Annotated in this window: 15 protein-coding genes and 1 riboswitch; of the genes, 6 read left to right on the top strand and 9 right to left on the bottom strand. The window is 70.8% G+C overall.

What is annotated here, in order from left to right; all coding sequences use genetic code 11:
• Window positions 1-706 precede the first annotated feature (706 nt).
• On the top strand, window positions 707-2,389 hold the full coding sequence (locus QYS60_RS18790) for a PHA/PHB synthase family protein (RefSeq protein WP_371383926.1): 1,683 nt from the start codon (window positions 707-709) through the stop codon (window positions 2,387-2,389).
• Window positions 2,390-2,515: 126 nt separating this feature from the next.
• Here QYS60_RS18790 and QYS60_RS18785 read toward each other — a convergent pair whose 3' ends face one another.
• The 4 genes from QYS60_RS18785 to thiO form a co-directional block, all read right to left on the bottom strand.
• Window positions 2,516-3,145 carry an antibiotic biosynthesis monooxygenase gene (locus tag QYS60_RS18785; protein ID WP_289379028.1) on the bottom strand — a complete coding sequence of 210 codons (630 nt, stop codon included), beginning with the start codon at window positions 3,143-3,145 and terminating at the stop codon, window positions 2,516-2,518.
• A gap of 299 nt (window positions 3,146-3,444) precedes the next feature.
• Window positions 3,445-4,227, bottom strand: a complete 783-nt coding sequence (locus QYS60_RS18780) for a thiazole synthase (protein WP_289379026.1) — start codon at window positions 4,225-4,227, stop codon at window positions 3,445-3,447.
• On the bottom strand, window positions 4,220-4,435 hold the full coding sequence (gene thiS / locus QYS60_RS18775) for a sulfur carrier protein ThiS (protein WP_162919330.1): 216 nt from the start codon (window positions 4,433-4,435) through the stop codon (window positions 4,220-4,222). The genes QYS60_RS18780 and thiS overlap by 8 nt, the downstream gene beginning before the upstream one ends.
• A 5-nt stretch (window positions 4,436-4,440) precedes the next feature.
• Window positions 4,441-5,508 (bottom strand): glycine oxidase ThiO, encoded by a 1,068-nt coding sequence (gene thiO / locus QYS60_RS18770; RefSeq protein WP_371383925.1) that lies wholly within the window; start codon window positions 5,506-5,508, stop codon window positions 4,441-4,443.
• A riboswitch (TPP riboswitch) is annotated at window positions 5,497-5,609 on the bottom strand. Its footprint overlaps the gene before it by 12 nt.
• Window positions 5,610-5,635: 26 nt before the next feature.
• Between thiO and thiE the strand changes: the two genes are divergently transcribed.
• Window positions 5,636-6,325 carry a thiamine phosphate synthase gene (gene thiE, locus QYS60_RS18765; protein WP_003937388.1) on the top strand — a complete coding sequence of 230 codons (690 nt, stop codon included), beginning with the start codon at window positions 5,636-5,638 and terminating at the stop codon, window positions 6,323-6,325.
• 7 nt (window positions 6,326-6,332) lie between these two features.
• Here thiE and QYS60_RS18760 read toward each other — a convergent pair whose 3' ends face one another.
• Window positions 6,333-7,184, bottom strand: a complete 852-nt coding sequence (locus tag QYS60_RS18760; RefSeq protein ID WP_289379024.1) for an NUDIX hydrolase — start codon at window positions 7,182-7,184, stop codon at window positions 6,333-6,335.
• Between the two features lie 128 nt (window positions 7,185-7,312).
• Between QYS60_RS18760 and QYS60_RS18755 the strand changes: the two genes are divergently transcribed.
• The 4 genes from QYS60_RS18755 (at window position 7,313) to QYS60_RS18740 (ending at window position 13,001) form a co-directional block, all read left to right on the top strand.
• Entirely contained in the window at window positions 7,313-8,671 is a 1,359-nt protein-coding gene (locus tag QYS60_RS18755; protein WP_371383924.1) for a hypothetical protein, read from the top strand.
• Entirely contained in the window at window positions 8,668-9,633 is a 966-nt protein-coding gene (locus tag QYS60_RS18750; protein ID WP_371383923.1) for a glutamate ABC transporter substrate-binding protein, read from the top strand. The genes QYS60_RS18755 and QYS60_RS18750 overlap by 4 nt, the downstream gene beginning before the upstream one ends.
• 8 nt (window positions 9,634-9,641) lie before the next feature.
• A complete protein-coding gene (locus tag QYS60_RS18745) occupies window positions 9,642-11,966 on the top strand; it encodes a tetratricopeptide repeat protein (RefSeq protein WP_371383922.1) in 2,325 nt (774 codons plus the stop codon).
• Window positions 11,967-12,131: 165 nt separating this feature from the next.
• Window positions 12,132-13,001, top strand: coding sequence for an endonuclease domain-containing protein (locus QYS60_RS18740; RefSeq protein WP_371383921.1), 870 nt, complete (start codon window positions 12,132-12,134; stop codon window positions 12,999-13,001).
• Between the two features lie 83 nt (window positions 13,002-13,084).
• Here QYS60_RS18740 and QYS60_RS18735 read toward each other — a convergent pair whose 3' ends face one another.
• The 4 genes from QYS60_RS18735 to QYS60_RS18720 form a co-directional block, all read right to left on the bottom strand.
• Window positions 13,085-14,284, bottom strand: coding sequence for an acetate kinase (locus QYS60_RS18735; protein WP_371383920.1), 1,200 nt, complete (start codon window positions 14,282-14,284; stop codon window positions 13,085-13,087).
• Complete coding sequence (gene pta, locus QYS60_RS18730; protein ID WP_003937381.1) at window positions 14,281-16,365, bottom strand: phosphate acetyltransferase; 2,085 nt, start codon at window positions 16,363-16,365, stop codon at window positions 14,281-14,283. The genes QYS60_RS18735 and pta overlap by 4 nt, the downstream gene beginning before the upstream one ends.
• Before the next feature lie 86 nt (window positions 16,366-16,451).
• Window positions 16,452-17,300 carry a catechol 1,2-dioxygenase gene (catA, locus tag QYS60_RS18725; RefSeq protein ID WP_371383919.1) on the bottom strand — a complete coding sequence of 283 codons (849 nt, stop codon included), beginning with the start codon at window positions 17,298-17,300 and terminating at the stop codon, window positions 16,452-16,454.
• A gap of 19 nt (window positions 17,301-17,319) precedes the next feature.
• A partial coding sequence (locus QYS60_RS18720; protein WP_371383918.1) for a 4-hydroxyphenylacetate 3-hydroxylase C-terminal domain-containing protein occupies window positions 17,320-18,211 on the bottom strand: 892 nt, incomplete at its 5' end.

Here is an 18,211-nt window from a genome sequence, read left to right as displayed (position 1 = left end):
GCGCGGCAACCACGCACCCTGGGGTGCATCCATGCGACCCTCGGGCTGAATTCGGTCGATACCGGCCGCTACGCGGGGATTGCCCGGGTGAGGTATGCGCTGTGCTGTGCTACCGACCTCGCCGTCGAGCGCTGCGAACTGCCGGGGCCGGAACGGAGAGGGATCCGCCGCCCGGATTGCCCATGCCGTCGACGCCGCGCATGCCGTCGCCGTAGCACTCGCCGTGTTCCACTCGAACTCCGATCCGGACAGGACATTTCGTACATGATGTCGCCGCCCCCTGCCCGGAACCGACCCGGACTCCCGGGCACACCGTGTCCGTACGGCGTTGCGATCTCTTCGGCGCCGAACCCCCGATCTCTTCGACCGGGCCGACCGATATCCACCTGGACCTGGGGAAAGGCGCGTTCCTCACAACTGCCGTACCGCATCGAAGCCTGCGCGTTCCGCCCCCGGATCAGGAGCGTAACGCGGGCCTCCCCCCGCCGTCCGGCAGCCGATCCGCCTTGCAGCGGCGACCGGAGTCGCGATATCTCGCGCCGGGTTCGGTCGTCGCCGGCGGCGTCCGCCGCATCCGGCGGCGTGCCGGTACCGCCGGTACCCCTACATACCGCATGAATGCATTGTCCTTCAACGAAATCCGCTACTGTCGGCCGCCAGAGGCGCGAATCGGTGCGACAATCCAGGTGTCGAAGGGAGGCCCGTGATGACCCAGACACGAGCCGTGATCGGGGAGAGCGTCGAGGAGTCGATCGGAGGCGGTGAGGACGTCGCGCCCCCGAGACTCGGGGCGGCCGTCGGCGCCCTGGCCGACGTGTTCGGTCACGGCCGGACGGTGGCCCGGCACGGCGTGTCGTTCGGCAAGGAACTGGCGAAGATCGCCGTCGGCCGCTCCACGGTGGCACCGGCGAAAGGCGACCGCCGGTTCGCCGACCCGGCCTGGAGCACGCACCCGGCCTACCGCCGGCTCGAGCAGACCTACCTGGCCGCTGCCGGTGCCGTCGACGGCGTCGTCGACGACGTCGGCCGCGGCATCGACCCACGCCGGGCGGCCGAGGCCAAATTCGCCGCCGACATCCTCACCGCGGCCCTGGCCCCGACGAACTACCTGTGGACCAACCCCGCGGCACTGAAGGAGGCGTTCGACACCGCCGGCCTCAGCCTCGTGCGGGGCACCAGGCACTTCGTCTCCGACCTGCTCGAGAACCGGGGCATGCCGTCGATGGTCGACCGCGGCGCCTTCACCGTCGGCACCGACCTGGCGGTCACCCCGGGCGCGGTGATCTCCCGCGACGAGGTCGCCGAGGTGCTGCAGTACACCCCCACCACCACCACGGTCCGCCGCCGGCCGGTGCTGGTGGTGCCCCCGCCGATCGGCCGGTACTACTTCCTGGACCTGCGACCGGGACGCAGCTTCGTCGAGTACAGCGTCGGCCGCGGCCTGCAGACCTTCATGCTCTCGTGGCGCAACCCCACCGCCGAGCAGGGCGACTGGGACTTCGACACCTACGCCGGCCGGGTCCTGCGGGCGATCGACGAGGTGCGGGAGATCACCGGCAGCGACGACGTGAACCTGATCGGGTTCTGCGCCGGGGGGATCCTCGCCACCACGGCGCTCAACCACCTCACTGCCCGGGGCGACGACCGGGTGCACAGCATGGCCTATGCGGTGACGATGCTCGACTTCGGCGATCCGGCACTGCTCGGCGCGTTCGCCCGGCCCGCCCTGATCCGGTTCGCCAAGGGCCGCTCCCGCCGCAAGGGCCTGATCAGCGCGCGGGACATGGGATCGGCATTCACCTGGATGCGCCCGAACGACCTGGTGTTCAACTACGTCGTCAACAACTACCTGATGGGACGCACCCCACCGGCGTTCGACATCCTCGCCTGGAACGCCGACGGCACCAATCTGCCCGGCACCCTGCACGGTCAGTTCCTCGACCTGTTCCGGGACAACCTGCTCGTCGAGCGCGGTAAGTTCACCGTGCTGGGCACACCGGTGGACCTGAAGTCGATCACCGTCCCCACCTTCGTCTCCGGCGCGATCGCCGATCACCTGACCGCCTGGCGCAACTGCTACCGCACCACCCAGCTGCTCGGGGGAGACACCGAATTCGTGCTCAGCTTCTCCGGGCACATCGCCAGCCTGGTCAACCCGCCCGGCAACCCGAAGGCGCACTACTGGACCGGCGGCACACCGGGCCCGGACCCGGACACCTGGCTCGAGCACGCCGAGCGGCAGCAGGGCAGCTGGTGGCAGGCCTGGGCCGACTGGGTGCTCGCCCACGGCGGAGAGGAGACCACCGCGCCGAGCGCACCCGGCAGTACCCGGCACCCCGCGCTCGAGGCGGCCCCCGGCCGGTACGTGCGCGACCTACCCGCAGCCTGACCCTCTCGATCCGGAATCCGGCCCGGACCGACAGGCAGACCCCTGACCGTCGGCGGCTGACGGCAGCAGGTGGCGACTCGTCCTCGACGGCAAGGTGGAGGACACGCGGCGCCGGCGCCCTCCGGCTCACGCCATCTCGGGGACGTGCAGGTGGGCGATGGCGAGCTCGAATTCGCAGGTGTCGAGTATCTCCGCGCCCGCTTCGCGAACCACTGCCGCCCGGATGCCGTCGAGGCGTTCCCTGTGGCGTTCGATCGCCTCGGCGCTGTCGAACGTCATCGACGACACCCCGCGGCCGGACGCGCGGTCGATCATCAGGCTGGCGCTGCAGAACCCGTCGAGTTCCTCCACCTTGGGCAGTGCGCCCATCTTCCACAGGTCGACGCCACGGTCCATGTGCGCCGGCTCGGTCCTGATCCACGTGACCCGGCACCAGGCCCCGCGATCCGAATGGTGGTCGCGATGCATGACGGCGATCTCCCACCGCGACACCTCCGTGGTGCCGTGGAAGATCCTGGCGGCCTCGTCACGTAGCGTGCGCACCGCTCCTTCGCTGGCGCGCATCGATTCGTCGTCGCGCCACGAACTGGTCGCGATGCACCGGCCCGAGCCGCGATCGATCAGCAGGGACATGCCGAGGCAGCCCTCGATGTCTGCCAGCGTGGGCATCACGGTGTCGCGTACGTGCCTGATCCCGGCATCGATGTACGACGGATGCGCGTGAATTGTGGTCGAGCGTGCGAACACGATCGGCACCCTTCTCCTCAGGGCGGTGCCGACGCGGCGCCGCCGGTCGTTGTCGTTCCCCAGGCTTCACCTTGCTCCCCCGATCCACTGGAGGCAATAGGCGCATTCCGCTTCGACCGGTATCGCCCGAACTGCACGATCCGGCCACCGCTGCCGTCCCTCGATCGTGGGAAGAGAACCACCCGTGCACCACTGCTCGCCGCCGCCGACGACGCCGGTGGTGCCGCGACGCGTGCGGCACCACCGGGTCCGGTGGGCGCCCCCGGTCCGGTGGGAAACCGACCGTCACGGCCTCACATCGGGTCGTCTCAGGGCTCGAGCGGCGACGACGCCTGCGCCCAGAACCGCTTCGGGATGCGGCCCGCGTGCCGGGCCCGGAAGCCGGCCTCGACGGCGTGGCGCATCGCGGACGCCATGAGGGCCGGGTCCTTCGCCCGGGTCACCGCGGTCGCCAGCAGCACCGCGTCGCACCCGAGTTCCATCGCGAGCGCGGCGTCCGAGGCCGTGCCGATGCCCGCGTCGAGGATCACCGGCACCCCGGCGGCCTCGACGATCATCTCGATGTGGTGCGGGTTGGCGACCCCGAGGCCCGTGCCGATCGGCGAGCCGAGCGGCATCACGGCGGCGCAGCCGACGTCCTCGAGCCGTCGCGCCAGCACCGGGTCGTCGTTGGTGTAGGGCAGCACGACGAACCCGTCGTCGACGAGTTGCTCGGCGGCCGAGACGAGTTCGATCGCGTCGGGCAGCAGCGTGCGTTCGTCGGCGACGACCTCGAGTTTGACCCAGTCCGTTCCGAGCGCCTCGCGGCCGAGTTGTGCGGTGAGCACCGCCTCGGCGGCGCCGCGGCAGCCGGCGGTGTTGGGGAGCGGCGCGATGTCGAGGCGGCGCAGCAGATCGAGCACGCCGGTCCCGGACGCCGCGTCCACCCGGCGCATCGCCACGGTGGTCAGCTCGGTACCGGAGGCCACGAGGGCCTCCTCGAGCACGGCGAGGTTCGCGGCCCCACCGGTGCCGGTGATCAGCCGCGAGGCGAAGCTGCGTCCGGCGATCGTCAGGGGCGGCAGGTCGTGGCCGGGGTCGCGCTCAGCCACCCTGCACCGCCGTCAGCACCTCGATCTGCCAGCCCTTCTCGACGCGCTCGGACCAGCGTCCCCGGGGGAAGACGGCACCGTCCACGGCGACGGCGACCCCCCTGTCGGGCAGCCCGAGCCCGCTCAGCAACTCGGCCATCGTCGGCGCCTCGGCGAACCAGCGCTCCTCCCCATTGACCGTGACTCCCACCGTCGGCGCACCGTTCATCACACTCACTCCTCGGTAAATCGTTGCGGATCAGCATATTTCGCCACAGCGAGCGGTTCGTCCGCGAGCTCCGCGACCACCGCGTCCGCCGTGACCGGGGTCAGCAGCACGCCGTTGCGACCGTGCCCGGTCGCGGCGATCACCCGCTCGGACAGCCGGCCGATCAGCGGCAGGTTGTCCGGGCTCACGGGTCGCAGTCCCGCACTCGCCTCGTACAGCTCGTACTCGCCGATCGCCGGGAACAGCGTCTCGGCGTCGGCGACGAGATCCCGCACCCCCGCGACGGTGACCTGCGTGTCGTCGGCCTCGTACTGGGTTGCGCCGACGACGAGCCCGTCCGCGCGCGGCACCAGGTACGCGGGCCGGCCGTGCACGCTGCCGCGGACCGTCCGGTGCGGGGCGGGAGCCGCGCCCGGACGGGTCCGCAACCGCAGGATCTCCCCCTTGACCGGCCGCACCGGCAAGCCCGGCCACAGCCGCGCCGAGGCGGCGCCGGCCGCGAGCACCACTCGGTCGGCGCCCAGTTGCGTGACGTCACGGACCGGCTCGTCGACGAAGGTGACCCCGGCCCCGGCGGCCGCCCGTCGCAGTGCGTCGACAAGAACCCGGTTGTCCACGGCCAGCTCGTCCGGGGCCAGCAGCCCCAGACGGATGCGCGGGCCGAGCGACGGCTCGAGTTCGCGCACCTCGGCGCGGCCCAGTACGCGCATCTCGTGCCCCTGGGCCGACACCCACTCGGCGATCGTGCGCAGGTCGGCGGCGTCGGCCGCGTCCAGCGCGACGGTCAGCGATGCAGTGGAGGTGAACAGGTCGAGGCCGGTCTCCCGGAGCAGCTCGGCGCCGAACGCCGGCCAGCGGGCCAGCGACGCGGCGCCCAGCTCGAGGACGTGTTCCTCACCCGGCCAACCCTCCGACAAGGGTGCCAGCATCCCCCCGGCCACCCAGGACGCCCCCGCTCCCGGGGACGGGTCGTGCACGGTCGCGGTCCAGCCGGCCCGGGCCGCGTGCCAGGCGATCGACAGCCCGATCACGCCTCCGCCGACAACGGATACGGTTCCCAACAGTTCGTCCACCTCACTCCCTGCGCCGGCATGATCCGGTTCAGGTGCTGACGGTCGGGGCCGGCAGGCCCCCTCTCAGCCCCGCGATCCCCGGGACTCCCGTGTCGATTCGTTCAGAGCAGAGACTACCGTCTCCGCCGTGACTACCTACCGTGGCAACCATCCCGCCCCCCGGGAACGCCTCGCGCAGGCCCGGCTCTACCTGTGCACCGACGCCCGTCGCGACACCGGCGACCTGGCTCGATTCGTCGAGGAGGCCCTTGCGGGCGGTGTCGACATCGTCCAGCTCCGCGACAAGGGCTCGGCAGGCGAGAAGAAGTTCGGCCCGCTCGAGGCGCGCGAGGAACTCGAAGCACTCGAGGTGCTCGCCGCCGCCTGCCACCGGCACGGCGCCCTGCTGGCCGTCAACGATCGCGCCGACATCGCCCTGGCCGCCGGCGCCGACATCCTGCACCTCGGGCAGGGCGACCTGCCGGTGCGGTACGCCCGGCAGGTCCTCGGCGACGACGTGGTGATCGGCCGCTCGACCGCCAGCCGGGCCCAGGCCAGCCTCGCCGACATCGAGGACGGTGTCGACTATTTCGCCAACGGACCGGTGTGGGAGACCCCCACCAAGCCGGGTCGCACCGCAGCGGGACTCGAGGTGCTGCGGGAGGTGGCCCGGTCGCAGCCGCGGCGGCCGTGGTTCGCCATCGGTGGCATCGATGCCGAGCGGCTGCCCGAGGTGCTCGACGCCGGTGCCACCCGCATCGCGGTGGTCCGCGCCATCACCGCGGCACCGAATCCGCGGGCCGCGGCGGCGGCCCTGAAGGCCGCGCTGCCCGGCTGAGAGGCCGTCACAGCCAGCCGAGCACCGTCGACGGCGCCAGGGTCGGCACGTCCCCGGGCAGCCGGGCACGCAGTCCCCGGTCGGCCGTCACCACCACGGTGAGCACCTGGTCCAGGACCGCCGACGTGCCCTTCGCCAGGACGGCCAGCTCGTCGTCTCCGCTGCCGGCCGCGGAGTGCACCGGGGTGCGGTCGTCGTCGATCACCGCTGCGCGGGCCTGCCCCTCGAGGACCGCCTCGATGCGGCTCACCCAGCCGAAGGACCCGCCGGGCAGTTCGACGGTGCGGGGCACCGACTCCGCCAGCTCCGCGAGCAGTCGTGCGGTGGCACCCGGCCGATCGCGCCACCAGCCGTTCGGCCGCGAGCCGAGGACATTGGCCGTGTCGAGCAGCATCCGCACCGCCCGGGTTCGCAGGTCCGGCCAGGCGGCCGCGAACCCGGAGTGCAGGGGCATGGTCTCGACATCCGCCTCCGGCACCCAGCGCAGTTCGGTGCTCTCCCCGTTGAGGGTCGTCGCCATCGGGCTCGGGGTGTCCGCGACGACCGTGGTGTACGTCCATCCTCCGGTCACGCCGGAGGTGACCCGCTCGGTGCGCACGTTCACGGCAGCCGCGTCGATCCCGGTCTCCTCCTCGGCTTCCCGTACAGCCGCGGCGACGGGACTCTCGTCGCTGTCGCGGGCGCCGCCGGGCAGGGCCCACGTGCCGCCCTGGTGGCTCCACGCCGCGCGGTGCTGGAGCAACACGGCCGGCGTGCCGTCGGGCAGCGGTGCACGCAGCAGCAGCCCGGCCGCGCCGAATCTGCCCCACCGGCGACCACCGTCGGGTCCGACGGCCCAGCCGTCCCCGTCACCTCGCATCGCGTCCGCCTCCCTGCCGCCCGGCCGCCGACCGCGAGCCGGGCGTCCACCGTCCTCGGACGGCAACAACATCCCATCACTGCTTATATGCTCGCCACACACAGTGCCACATCGGAAGGGGTGCTCTCGTGGACGTGCGCGTGACCCCCACGCTCGGCGCGGTCGGGGGTCGCCTCGAGCGCGGCGACGTGTCCGGTCCCGTCGTCGACCACGACCGCCGCGCCGACGACTGGCGCGCCCTGCTCCGATCCACCCCCGCCGCATTCCTCACCCTCGGCGCGCTGCTGTCGATCCTCCTCATCGTCTCCGGCATCGTCGCAGGTCAGACCGTGACGAGCCGGCAGGCCACGCACAATCGGCTGCTCACGTCCGTCGAACCCCTCGCCGACGCAGCCCAGAGTCTCTACAGCGCGCTGTCCGTCGCGGACGCGGCCGCCGCCACGGGTTTCATCGCGGGCGGTATCGAACCCGAGGAGGTGCGGGAACGCTACACCCAGGCCGTCGGCGAGGCGTCCACCCAGGTCGTCGCCGCGGCCGGCGGAATCGCCGCCGACGACAGGGTGAGTGCCCGGTTGCTGGCGGACATCGCCGGCCGGCTCACCGTCTACACCGGCCTGGTGGAGACGGCCCGGGCGAACAATCGCGTTGGAAACCCCGTAGGCGCCGCCTACCTCGGCGAGGCCTCGTACCTGATGCAGTCCGAACTGCTGCCGATGGCGCAGGAACTGCACGAACGCAGCTCGTCCGCCGTCACGTCCACCCAGCGGGCGGCGGTGCAACCGCCGTGGACGTCGATCGGGATGCTGCTGATGACGGTCGTCGCGCTGACCGGCGTGCACGTGATCGTCTCGCGAATCAGCCGCCGCACCCTCAACCTCGGACTGCTCACGGCCATCGCCTCGACGGGGATCCTGCTGTGCTGGCTCCTCGTCGCGGGACTGATCTCGTCGAGCGCCACCCGGAACGCCGTCGAGCGCGGCGGCGAACCGCTCGGGGTCTTCACCGACAGCCGGATCCTCGCCCAGCAGGCCCGGACCGCCGAGACGCTGCAGCTGGTCCGGCGGGACGTCACCGGCGAATACGACGCGATGTTCGACGGCAGCATGGACCGTCTCGAGGAGTTGCTCACCGGCTCCGCGGCCACCGACGTGGAGTCCCAGGCCGAACCGGCCGGCCGCGCCGCCGAAGCGCGCACGGCGTGGCTGGCATCGCACGACCGCGTGCAGGCGGCACTCGACCGGGGCGACTACCCGGCTGCCGCGATCCTCGCCACCGGTCCCGGGCCCGACGAGGCGGCGGCCCAGTTCCACGCCGTCGACCGCGCCCTCGAACAGGGCATCGACCTCGCGCGCGCCGAACTGCGCGGCAACGAGGTCCGCGCCGCGGACACGCTGTCCGCGCTCGCACCGGCCGCGTGGGTGCTCACCGTGCTCGCGTGGCTCGGCGTCGTGGGAGGACTGGCGCCACGAATCCGGGAGTACCTGTGAACATCCGCAACGCCCTGCTCGCCGTCGCCGTCGCCGCGGCCGTCCTCACCGGTGGGTGCGCGACGTCGCAACCGGAGATCGTCGCCGGTCCCGACGTGTCCTACACCGAACCGCCGTTGCCGGAGCGCGCCGCACTCGCGCCCACCGACGTGCCGATCCCCCCGGAGCCGGACTGCGGCGACCCGACCGCCGGGCTGCGTCCCGACGGGGCGACGACCGGACCGGCCCTCGATGCGATCCGGGCGCGCGGACGCCTCGTCGTCGGGCTCGACACCGGCAGCAACCTGATGAGTTTCCGCGACCCGTCGACCGGCCGGATCGCCGGGTTCGACGTGGACATCGCCCGCGAGATCGCCCGGGATCTGCTCGGCAGTCCGGACCTGCTCGACTTCCGGATCCTGAACTCCGCGGACCGGGAGCAGGCCCTGCAGGATTCCACGGTCGACATCGTCGCGAAGACGATGACGATCACGTGTGCCCGACGTGAACGCGTCGACTTCTCCACGGTGTACTTCGTCGCCCAGCAGCGTGTCCTGGTGGTCAAGGGCTCCGACGTCCGGGACGTCGCCGATCTCGCCGGCCGGCGGGTGTGTGCGGTGCGCGGCACGACGTCGCTCATGCGTCTGCGGCAACTGCAACCGTCCGCGGCGATTCTGACCGTCCCGTCGTGGGCGGACTGTCTCGTCGTGCTGCAGCAGCGCCAGGTCGACGCCGTCAGCACCGACGACACGATCCTCGCCGGGCTCGCCTCCCAGGACCCGTACCTGGAACTGGTGGGGGCGCCGCTCGGAACCGAGCCCTACGGCATCGGGATCGCGCAGGGCCGTGAGGACCTGGTGCGGTTCGTCAACGGCACCCTCGAACGGATCCGTCGGGACGGCACGTGGACACAGATCTACAACCGTTGGCTCACCGTCCTCGGTCCCGCCCCGGCGCCGCCGACCCCGACGTACGTGGACTGAGAGAACGCATGTCCGACACCGACGACGACACCGGACCGGCGACAGCACCGGCGGCACCCCCGGATTCCGGTCCGGCGACCGCACCGAGCGCCCGGCCGGGAACAGCACCGGACAGCGGTCCGGGCACAGCACCGAGTATCGGTCCCGGTACTCAGCGCAGTCGCCGGGGAAGCATGCCGTCGCAGCGGTCGTCCTCACGCCGCTCCCGGTCGCGGTTGCCGTCGCGGCGGCGACTCGCGGGTCTCGTCGACATCCCCGTCCCCACACCCGTCGACCCCGAGTCCGTCGTCCTGCGCGACCCGCACGTCGCCGAGGGCAAGCGGTTCTGCTGGAAGTGCGGCAAGCCGGTCGGCCGCAGCACACCCAACGGCCCGGGCGCGACGTCGGGCCGATGTCCTTCGTGCGGAACCCCGTTCGAGTTCACTCCGCTGCTCGCGGTCGGCGACGTCGTCGGCGGGCAGTATGTGGTGCAGGGCTGTCTCGCCCACGGTGGTCTCGGCTGGATCTACCTGGCGATCGACCGGAACGTCAGTGATCGCTGGGTGGTCCTGAAGGGTCTGCTGCACTCCGGAGACGCCGAGGCGCAGGCCGTCGCGCTGGCCGAGAAGCAGTTCCTCGCCGAGGTGACGCATCCGAGCATCGTGAAGATCTTCAACTTCGTCGAGCACCCTCGCCCCGACGGCAGCCCGATGGGCTACATCGTCATGGAATACGTGGGCGGGCACTCGCTGCGCGAGGTGCTCGACACCTGTCCCAAGCCCTCGCGGATGCCCGTCGAACAGGCCGTCGCGTACGTCCTCGAGATCATGCCGGCGCTGAGCTATCTGCATTCGATCGGGCTCGTCTACAACGACCTCAAGCCCGAGAACATCATGGTCACCGAGGAACAGCTCAAACTCATCGATCTCGGTGCCGTCACCGGCATCGAGGACTACGGCTACCTGTACGGCACGCCGGGCTTCCAGGCCCCGGAGATCGTGCGCACCGGCCCGACCGTAGCGTCCGACATCTACACCGTCGGCCGGACCCTCGCCGTGCTGACCCTCGACATGCCGTGGACGCAGGGGCGTCCGGCCGACGGCCTCCCGACACCGGCCGAGGCGCCGCTGCTGGCGGAGTACGAGTCCTACCACCGGTTGCTGCTGCGGGCGATCGATCCCGATCCGCAGCGACGGTTCGAGTCGGCCGACGAGATGGCGAGCCAGCTGACGGGTGTCCTGCGCGAGATCCTGTCGCAGCAGACCGGCGAGGAGCATCCGGGTCTGTCGTCGGTGTTCAGCCGACAGCGGACGACGTTCGGCACGGACGAGGCTGTCGGGCGCACGGATTCGATCGTCGACGGTGTCGAACGGGACGAGAAGCTCGCGGCGCGTGATGTGGCGGCAGCGCTGCCCGTTCCGCTGCTCGATCCGCTCGATCCGAGTGCGGCACTGCTGGCGGCGGCGGTGCACAGCGAACCTCAGCAGACACTCGACGCGCTGCGCCACGCGCGCGACAACGGCATCGAGCGCGTCGTCGGCACGGCCGACGTCTCGTTCTCCCGGGAGATCACGCTCGCCGAGGTCCGTGCCCATCTCGACCTCGGGCACGGCGCGCGCGCCACCGAGATCCTGGGCAAGCTGGAACGTGACCTGGGAGCGGACTGGCGCATCGACTGGTATGCCGGTCTCGCCGAGCTGATCAACGGCGAATACGAGTCCGCCTTCGGCAGATTCGAGAAGGTGCTCGCCGCGATGCCCGGCGAGACCGCACCCAAGCTCGCTCTGGCGGCCACCGCCGAACTCATCCTGCAGCATTGGGAGAGCGAGGATCCCGATGCCTGGCGCGCGTTCTGCGAGAACTACTACCGCACCGTGTGGCGCACCGATCACAACGTGGTGAGCGCCGCGTTCGGCCTGGCGCGGCAACTCACCCTCCGCGGCGAGCGGGCAGCCGCGATCGCCGCCCTCGACCAGGTGCCGCCCAGTTCCCGGCATCACGCTGTCGCCCGGATGACGACCGTGCTGATCCTGCTGCACGACCGCCCGGTCGACGAGATCGAGGAGGCCGACCTGCGCGAGGCCGCGCGGCGGGTGGAGACGTTGTCGCCGGAGGAGGGACGGCTCCTGCAGATGCGCACCCTGGTGCTGTCGATCGCTCTCGACTGGGTCCGCGCGGGGCACTCGGCACGCCGCCGATCGGACCCGATTCTCGACGTCCCGTTCGACGAGAGGGGCCTTCGCAGCGGCACCGAGTCCGGTCTGCGAGACCTGGCCCGCAACGCGCCGACCCGCGCCCACCGATTCACCCTCGTCGACCTGGCCAACGCCATCCGCCCCCGCAGCCTGCTGTGAGCCGAGCGGGAGGATCTCGCGGCATCGGCCGAGTGGGCTCGACGACAACCTCCCGCTCGGCGCGGAATCCGCCCGCTCACCACCGCTGTGGACAACCCGGAAGTTGTCCACAGTCCGGTGACCGGGGGTTCCGCAGCGGCCGGACGCCCTGCATCGTGTGCGTCCGTGCATTCCTTCGACGCTCCCTTCCGGGGCACCGAGGCGATCGCGTCCGGTGCGCTGACCGCCTACGAGTTGCGGCACGGATTCGTCCGCCTGCACCGTGATGTCTACGTGCGGCGCGGTGTCGCGCCCACGGCACGCACCAGAGCCCGGGCCGCCTGGTTGTGGTCGGCGGGCAGGGGAACGCTCGCCGGCCTGTCGGCCGCGGCGCTGCACGGGACGAAGTGGATAGACGGCTCCGCCCCGGCGGAGCTGCTTCGGGCCGGTCACGTGCGTGCGCCCTCCGGCATCGTCGTCCGGCAGGGCATCCCCGACGACGACGAACTGTGCCGCGTGGACGGAATGACGGTGACCAGTCCCGCGCGGACGGGGTTCGACCTCGGCCGCACGGTGAAGGGAGACCGCGCTGTCGAACTCCTCGACGCCTTGTGTCACGCCACCGGCCTGATGCCTGCGGAGATCCGCGAGCTCGCCGGTCGGCACGCGGGAGCGCGTGGGGTGTCCGCACTGCGGCAGGTGCTCGGCCTCGTCGACGGCGGCGCCGAGTCGCCACCCGAGACACGGACGCGCCTGCTGCTCGTGCGCGCGGGGCTTCCCGCTCCCGAGACTCAGATCCACGTCCGTGCCGCGGACGGACGACTGCTCGCCCGCGCTGACCTGGGGTGGCGATGCTGGCGGGTCCTCGTCGAGTACGACGGCGAACACCACTGGACGGACCCCGCTCAGCGCACCCGGGACATCGACCGGTACGCACTGCTCGAGTCCGCGGGCTGGCGGGTCGTCCGGGTCGACGCGCGACTGCTCGCCCAACGCCCGGACGTCGTGCTCGAGCGCGTGCGGGCGGCGTTGTGGGCGGCCGGCGCCCGGTGGTGAGAAAACGAGCGGGAGGATCTCGCGGCATCGGCCGAGTGGGCTCGACGACAACCTCCCGCTCGGCGCGGAAACGTCCCGCTCGTCTACACCAGCGCCGCGGCCGCCCGCGCGATCGCGAGCTCCTCGTTGGTCGGGATCACGAGGACCTCTACCTGGGACGTGTCCGCCGAGATGCGCCGCTCGCCGCGCTCCGGCGCGACGTTGCGGGCGTCGTCGACGACGATGCCGAGGCGTTCGAGGCCGGCGAGGGCGTCGCGACGGACGTCGACGTTGTTCTCGCCCACCCCGCCGGTGAAGACGACGACGTCGACGCCGCCGAGTTCGACGAGATACGCGCCGAGGTACTTGCGCAGTCGGTGCACGTAGACGTCGTAGGCCAGCTTCGCGTCCTCGGAACCCTCGGCGACGAGCCGCAACAGCGCCCGGAAGTCGTTGACACCGGACAGGCCCTTGAGCCCGGAGCGCCGGTTGAGCAGACCGTCGATGGTGTCGACGTCCATGCCCGCGCTGCGATTCAGATGCAGCAGCACGCCGGGATCGATGTCGCCGCAACGGGTTCCCATGACCAGACCCTCGAGAGGGGTCAATCCCATGGATGTGTCGACGGGCCGGCCGCCGGCGATCGCGGAGGCCGACGCACCGTTGCCGAGATGCAGCACGATCTGGTTCAGCTCGGACAGTTCCCGTCCGAGGAACCGGGCCGCACGTTCGGACACGTACTGGTGCGACGTGCCGTGGAACCCGTACCGCCGGATGCCGTGTGCCCGCGCGACGTCCCGGTCGATCGCGTAGGTCGCGGCTTCGGCGGGCAGGGCGTGGAAGAACGCCGTGTCGAACACCCCGACGTGCGGAATGTCGGGCAGTTCCTCGCGCGCGACCTCCATGCCGATGACGTTCGCGGGATTGTGCAGCGGCGCAAGAATGGACAGTTCCTCGACGGTGCGCACCACGTCGTCGTCGACGAGAGTGGGCTCGTGGAACACCTCGCCGCCGTGGACGAGCCGGTGACCGACGGCGACGATGCCGGCCTCGCGCAGTGGCCGGCCCAGTCCCTCCACCCAGTCGAGGACGATCCGCAGTCCGGCCCGGTGATTCTCGATGGGACCGACGTGTTCCTCGGTGCCGGTGGTGTGGTGGAACACGACCCGGCCTTCCGGCTCGCCGATCCGTTCGACGAGACCGTGCGCCACCGACTCTCCGGTCTCGGGGTGGACGAGCTGGAACTTGATCGACGACGAGCCCGAGTTGAGCACCAGCACGGTGCCGTCCGTCCGGGCGCTCATTCGCCGGTCTCCTGCGCCTGGATCGCGGTGATCGCCACCGTGTTCACGATGTCCTGGATCAGCGCTCCCCGCGACAGGTCGTTGACGGGTTTGCGCAGGCCCTGCAGGACCGGACCGACGGCAACGGCTCCGGCGCTGCGCTGCACGGCCTTGTAGGTGTTGTTACCGGTGTTGAGGTCCGGGAAGATGAACACGGTCGCCCGGCCGGCGACCTCCGAGCCGGGCAGCTTGGCGCTGGCGACGGACGGTTCGATCGCGGCGTCGTACTGGATCGGCCCTTCCACCGGCAGATCGGGCCTGCGTTCGCGCACCAGGGCGGTGGCGGCGCGGACCTTGTCGACGTCGGCGCCCGAGCCGGATTCGCCGGTCGAGTAGGACAGCATCGCGATGCGCGGTTCGATGCCGAAGCGTGCGGCGGTGGCGGCCGAGGAGATCGCGATGTCGGCGAGCTGTTCGGTGGTGGGGTCGGGTACCACCGCGCAGTCGCCGTAGGCGAGCACCCGGTCCGACAGGCACATGAGGAAGATGCTCGACACCGTGGACACGCCGGGTTCGGTCTTGACGATCTCGAAGGACGGGCGGATCGTGTGCGCGGTGGTGTGCGCGGCACCGGAAACCATGCCGTCGGCGATGCCGAGATGCACCATCATCGTGCCGAAATACGAGATGTCGCTCATGATCTCGCGAGCGCGTTCGATCGTCATTCCCTTGTGGGCACGCAGCCGGGCGTATTCCTCGGCGAACTGCTCGGCGAGTTCGGACGATCTGGGATCGAGCACCTTCGCGGCGCTCAGGTCCACGCCGAGTTCGGTGGCCCGGCGCCGCACCTGCGTCTCGTCGCCGAGGATCGTCAGGTCGGCGATCCGGCGTTGCAGGACACGCCCGGCCGCGCGCAGGATCCGATCGTCCTCGCCCTCGGGCAGCACGATGTGCCGGCGCTGACGGCGCGCCCAGTCGATGAGCTGGTACTCGAACATCTGCGGGGTCGTGACGGACGGCCGCGGTACGTCGAGACGGCTCAACAGCTGATCGGTGTCCACGTGCTGTTCCATCAGCGCGACGGCGGTGTCGATCTTGCGGTGCGCGCCGAGGGCCATGCGCCCACGTGTCCGGTCGGCGGCCGACGCGGTGTCGAAGGTTCCGAGGCTCGTCGTCAGGATCGGCAGGCTGGGCTTGAGTCCGGCGACGAGCTGCGCCACCGCCGGGTGCGGCAGGAGTCCGCCGTTCATGATGATCCCGGCCAGCGACGGAAAACCCTGGGCCGCATTGGCATTGACGAGGGCGAGGAGCACGTCGGAGCGGTCGGCGGGGGCGATGACCACGACGCTCTCGGTGAGGCGTTCGAGGATGTGTTCGGCGGTCATGCCGCCGACCATGACGCGCAGCGCTTCGCGGTGCAGCAGTTCCGGGTCGCCGCTGTAGAGTTCGCCGTCGATCGCGGTGAGCAGTTCCCCCATGGTCGGCGCGACGAGAATCGGCACCTCCGGCAGGGTCCACAGCGGCACACCCCGATCGCCGACAGCCGCGGCGATCTCGTCGAGGCGGTCGGCGGGGCAGCGGTTGACGACGATTCCGGTCAGGTGGGCATGCTGGGCGGCGAGTTCGGCGGTGCACACGCTGGTCAGTTGCGCCACCTCGTCGGGGGTGCGCCGAGAGCCACGCAGGACGAGCAGGACGGGCGCGTCGAGATTGGCGGCGATGCGGGCGTTGTAGCCGAGTTCGCTGGGGTTGGCGATCTCCGTGTAGTCGCTGCCGACGATGACGACGGCGTCGCAGCGGTCCGCGACGGCGTGGTACTTGACGACGATCTCGCTGAGGGCGGCCTCGGGGTCGGCGTGCACGTCGTCGTAGGTGGCGCCGACGCACTCGTCGTAGTCGAGGTCGACGGTGATGCGTTCGAGGAGCAGTTCGAGGATGTAGTCGCGGTCGTTGTCGGAGCGGGCGATGGGACGGAAGACACCGACGCGCGCGGCGGAGGCGCACAGCGCCTGGAGCAGGCCGAGCGCGACGGTGGACTTGCCGGTGTCGCCTTCCGGCGCGGCGATGTAGATGCTCGACACGGACTCGGCGGCGGCGCTCATGGGTCACACGATATGCGGCTTCGCCGCCGGTGCGTCCTTCGGGCTGTGGGAGCAACCCGAAGGACACACCGGCGGCGCGGGGCGTGTCAGTCCGCGAGTGGATCGAGCGCGAAGTCGTACGTGGCGACCTTGCGTCCGGCGTCGTCGACCTGCGGATCGAGGACGAGTTCCGGCTTCGTCGCCGTCGCGACGTCGTCGTCGAGCCAGTCACCGCCGGCGAAGTACAGCTGGGTGACGATCGGCTGCCGGCCGGGTGCGGTCACCCGGAGGTGCAGGTGCGCCGGGCGCCACGGGTGCCAGCCGGCCGCCTCGATGAACTGGCCGGTGGGCCCGTCCGTCGGGATCTGGTACGGAGCCGGTTCGATGGTGGTGATCGCGTACCGGCCCTCGGCGTCGGCGACGACGGTGCCGCGCAGATTCCACTGCGGCAGGTGCGGGGCGAACTGCGAATAGTAGCCCTCGTCGTCGGCGTGCCAGATCTCCATGCGTGCGCCGTCGAGGCCCCGACCGTCGAGGTCGGTGACCTGCCCGCGCAGGACCAGCGGGGGGTGGACGCGGTCCTCGTCGCGCATCGGGAGGGCGCACTGTGCGGGTAGTTCGGGGGCGCCCGGAACGTAGTACGGCCCCTCGATGCTGCCCTTGGTGCCGCGGAACCGCCGGGAGTTGACGTCCTCGATCTCGTGCTCGACGAACACGTCCAGCAGGAGGGGCCACTCGCCGCCCTCGCCGACGTCGATGAGCCACTGCTTGAGCACGCGGTACTCGTCGTAGGTGACGGCGTGCTTCCGGATCAGCGCACCGAATCCCGCGAGTGCTTCGGTCGCGATGGCGGACAACCGTTCCGGCGAGGTGTCGGCGGTGAAGCGTTCACCCTTGAACTTGTCGGTGGCGGCGTTGCCGGAGGCGACCGCGGTGGGACTTTCGATGGTGGTCATGATGTCTCCCGGGAAGTGTTCAGGCGCGGCGGAAATGGGACACGTCGTCGTTGCCGATCAGGTCGGGCACGGTCCAGCCGTCGAGGTCGTACTCGCTCATGAACTGCTCGGCCAGGCCCTTCATGGAGGACACGTCTCCACGTCCCTCCGCCGCGAAGAGGAGCTCGGCCTTGACGTTCTCGTGGTTGCCGGCGTAGTTGCGCTCGTAGAGTTCGTGGCGGCCGCCGAATTCGGAGCCGATCGAATCCCACAGCGCCTTAATGACCTTGACCCGGTCCACCGCGGTGAGGCCGTCCGAGCCGCGGACGTAGTTGGCCAGGTAGGGACGCACGTCCGGATTCTTGAAGTCCGCGGCCGAGGACGGCAGGTAGATCAGGCCCGAGGCGACGTCCTGCTCGATGATCTCCTTGATGCGCGGGTAGCCCTGCATCGCGAACATCCGGTAGGTCAGGCCGTACTCGAGCTTCGGGATGACGGTGTCCCCGATCCACGGTTCCGGGTTGTTGACCATCGCGTCGGTCAGCGACCAGAACAGGTTGCGCCAGCCGATGACCTCGCCCACGCGGGTCTGCACGCCGCGGAACCCGCCGGCGCCGGTCGCGTCGAGCGCCTTCATCAGCAGGCCGGCGATGAAGTCGAGCTTGACCGCCAGACGGGTGCAGCCCTGCAGAGTGAAGCGCTGGAGGAATCCGGAGCCGCCGAGGAAATTGTTGATCTTCTCCACGTCGCCGTACATGAAGACGTTCTCCCACGGCACCAGCACCTTGTCGAAGATGAAGATGGCGTCGTTCTCGTCCATGCGGGAGGACAGCGGGTAGTCGAACGGCGAACCGACGACATTGGCGTTCTGCGAGTAGGAGGCCCGCGAGATCAGCTTGATGCCCGGGGCGTCCATCGGCACCGTGCAGATC

This window comes from Rhodococcus sp. GXMU-t2271 (assembly GCF_041414735.1).
Classification (GTDB): Bacteria; Actinomycetota; Actinomycetes; order Mycobacteriales; family Mycobacteriaceae; genus Rhodococcus; species Rhodococcus indonesiensis.
This window is presented reverse-complemented; position numbering and strand designations above follow the sequence as displayed.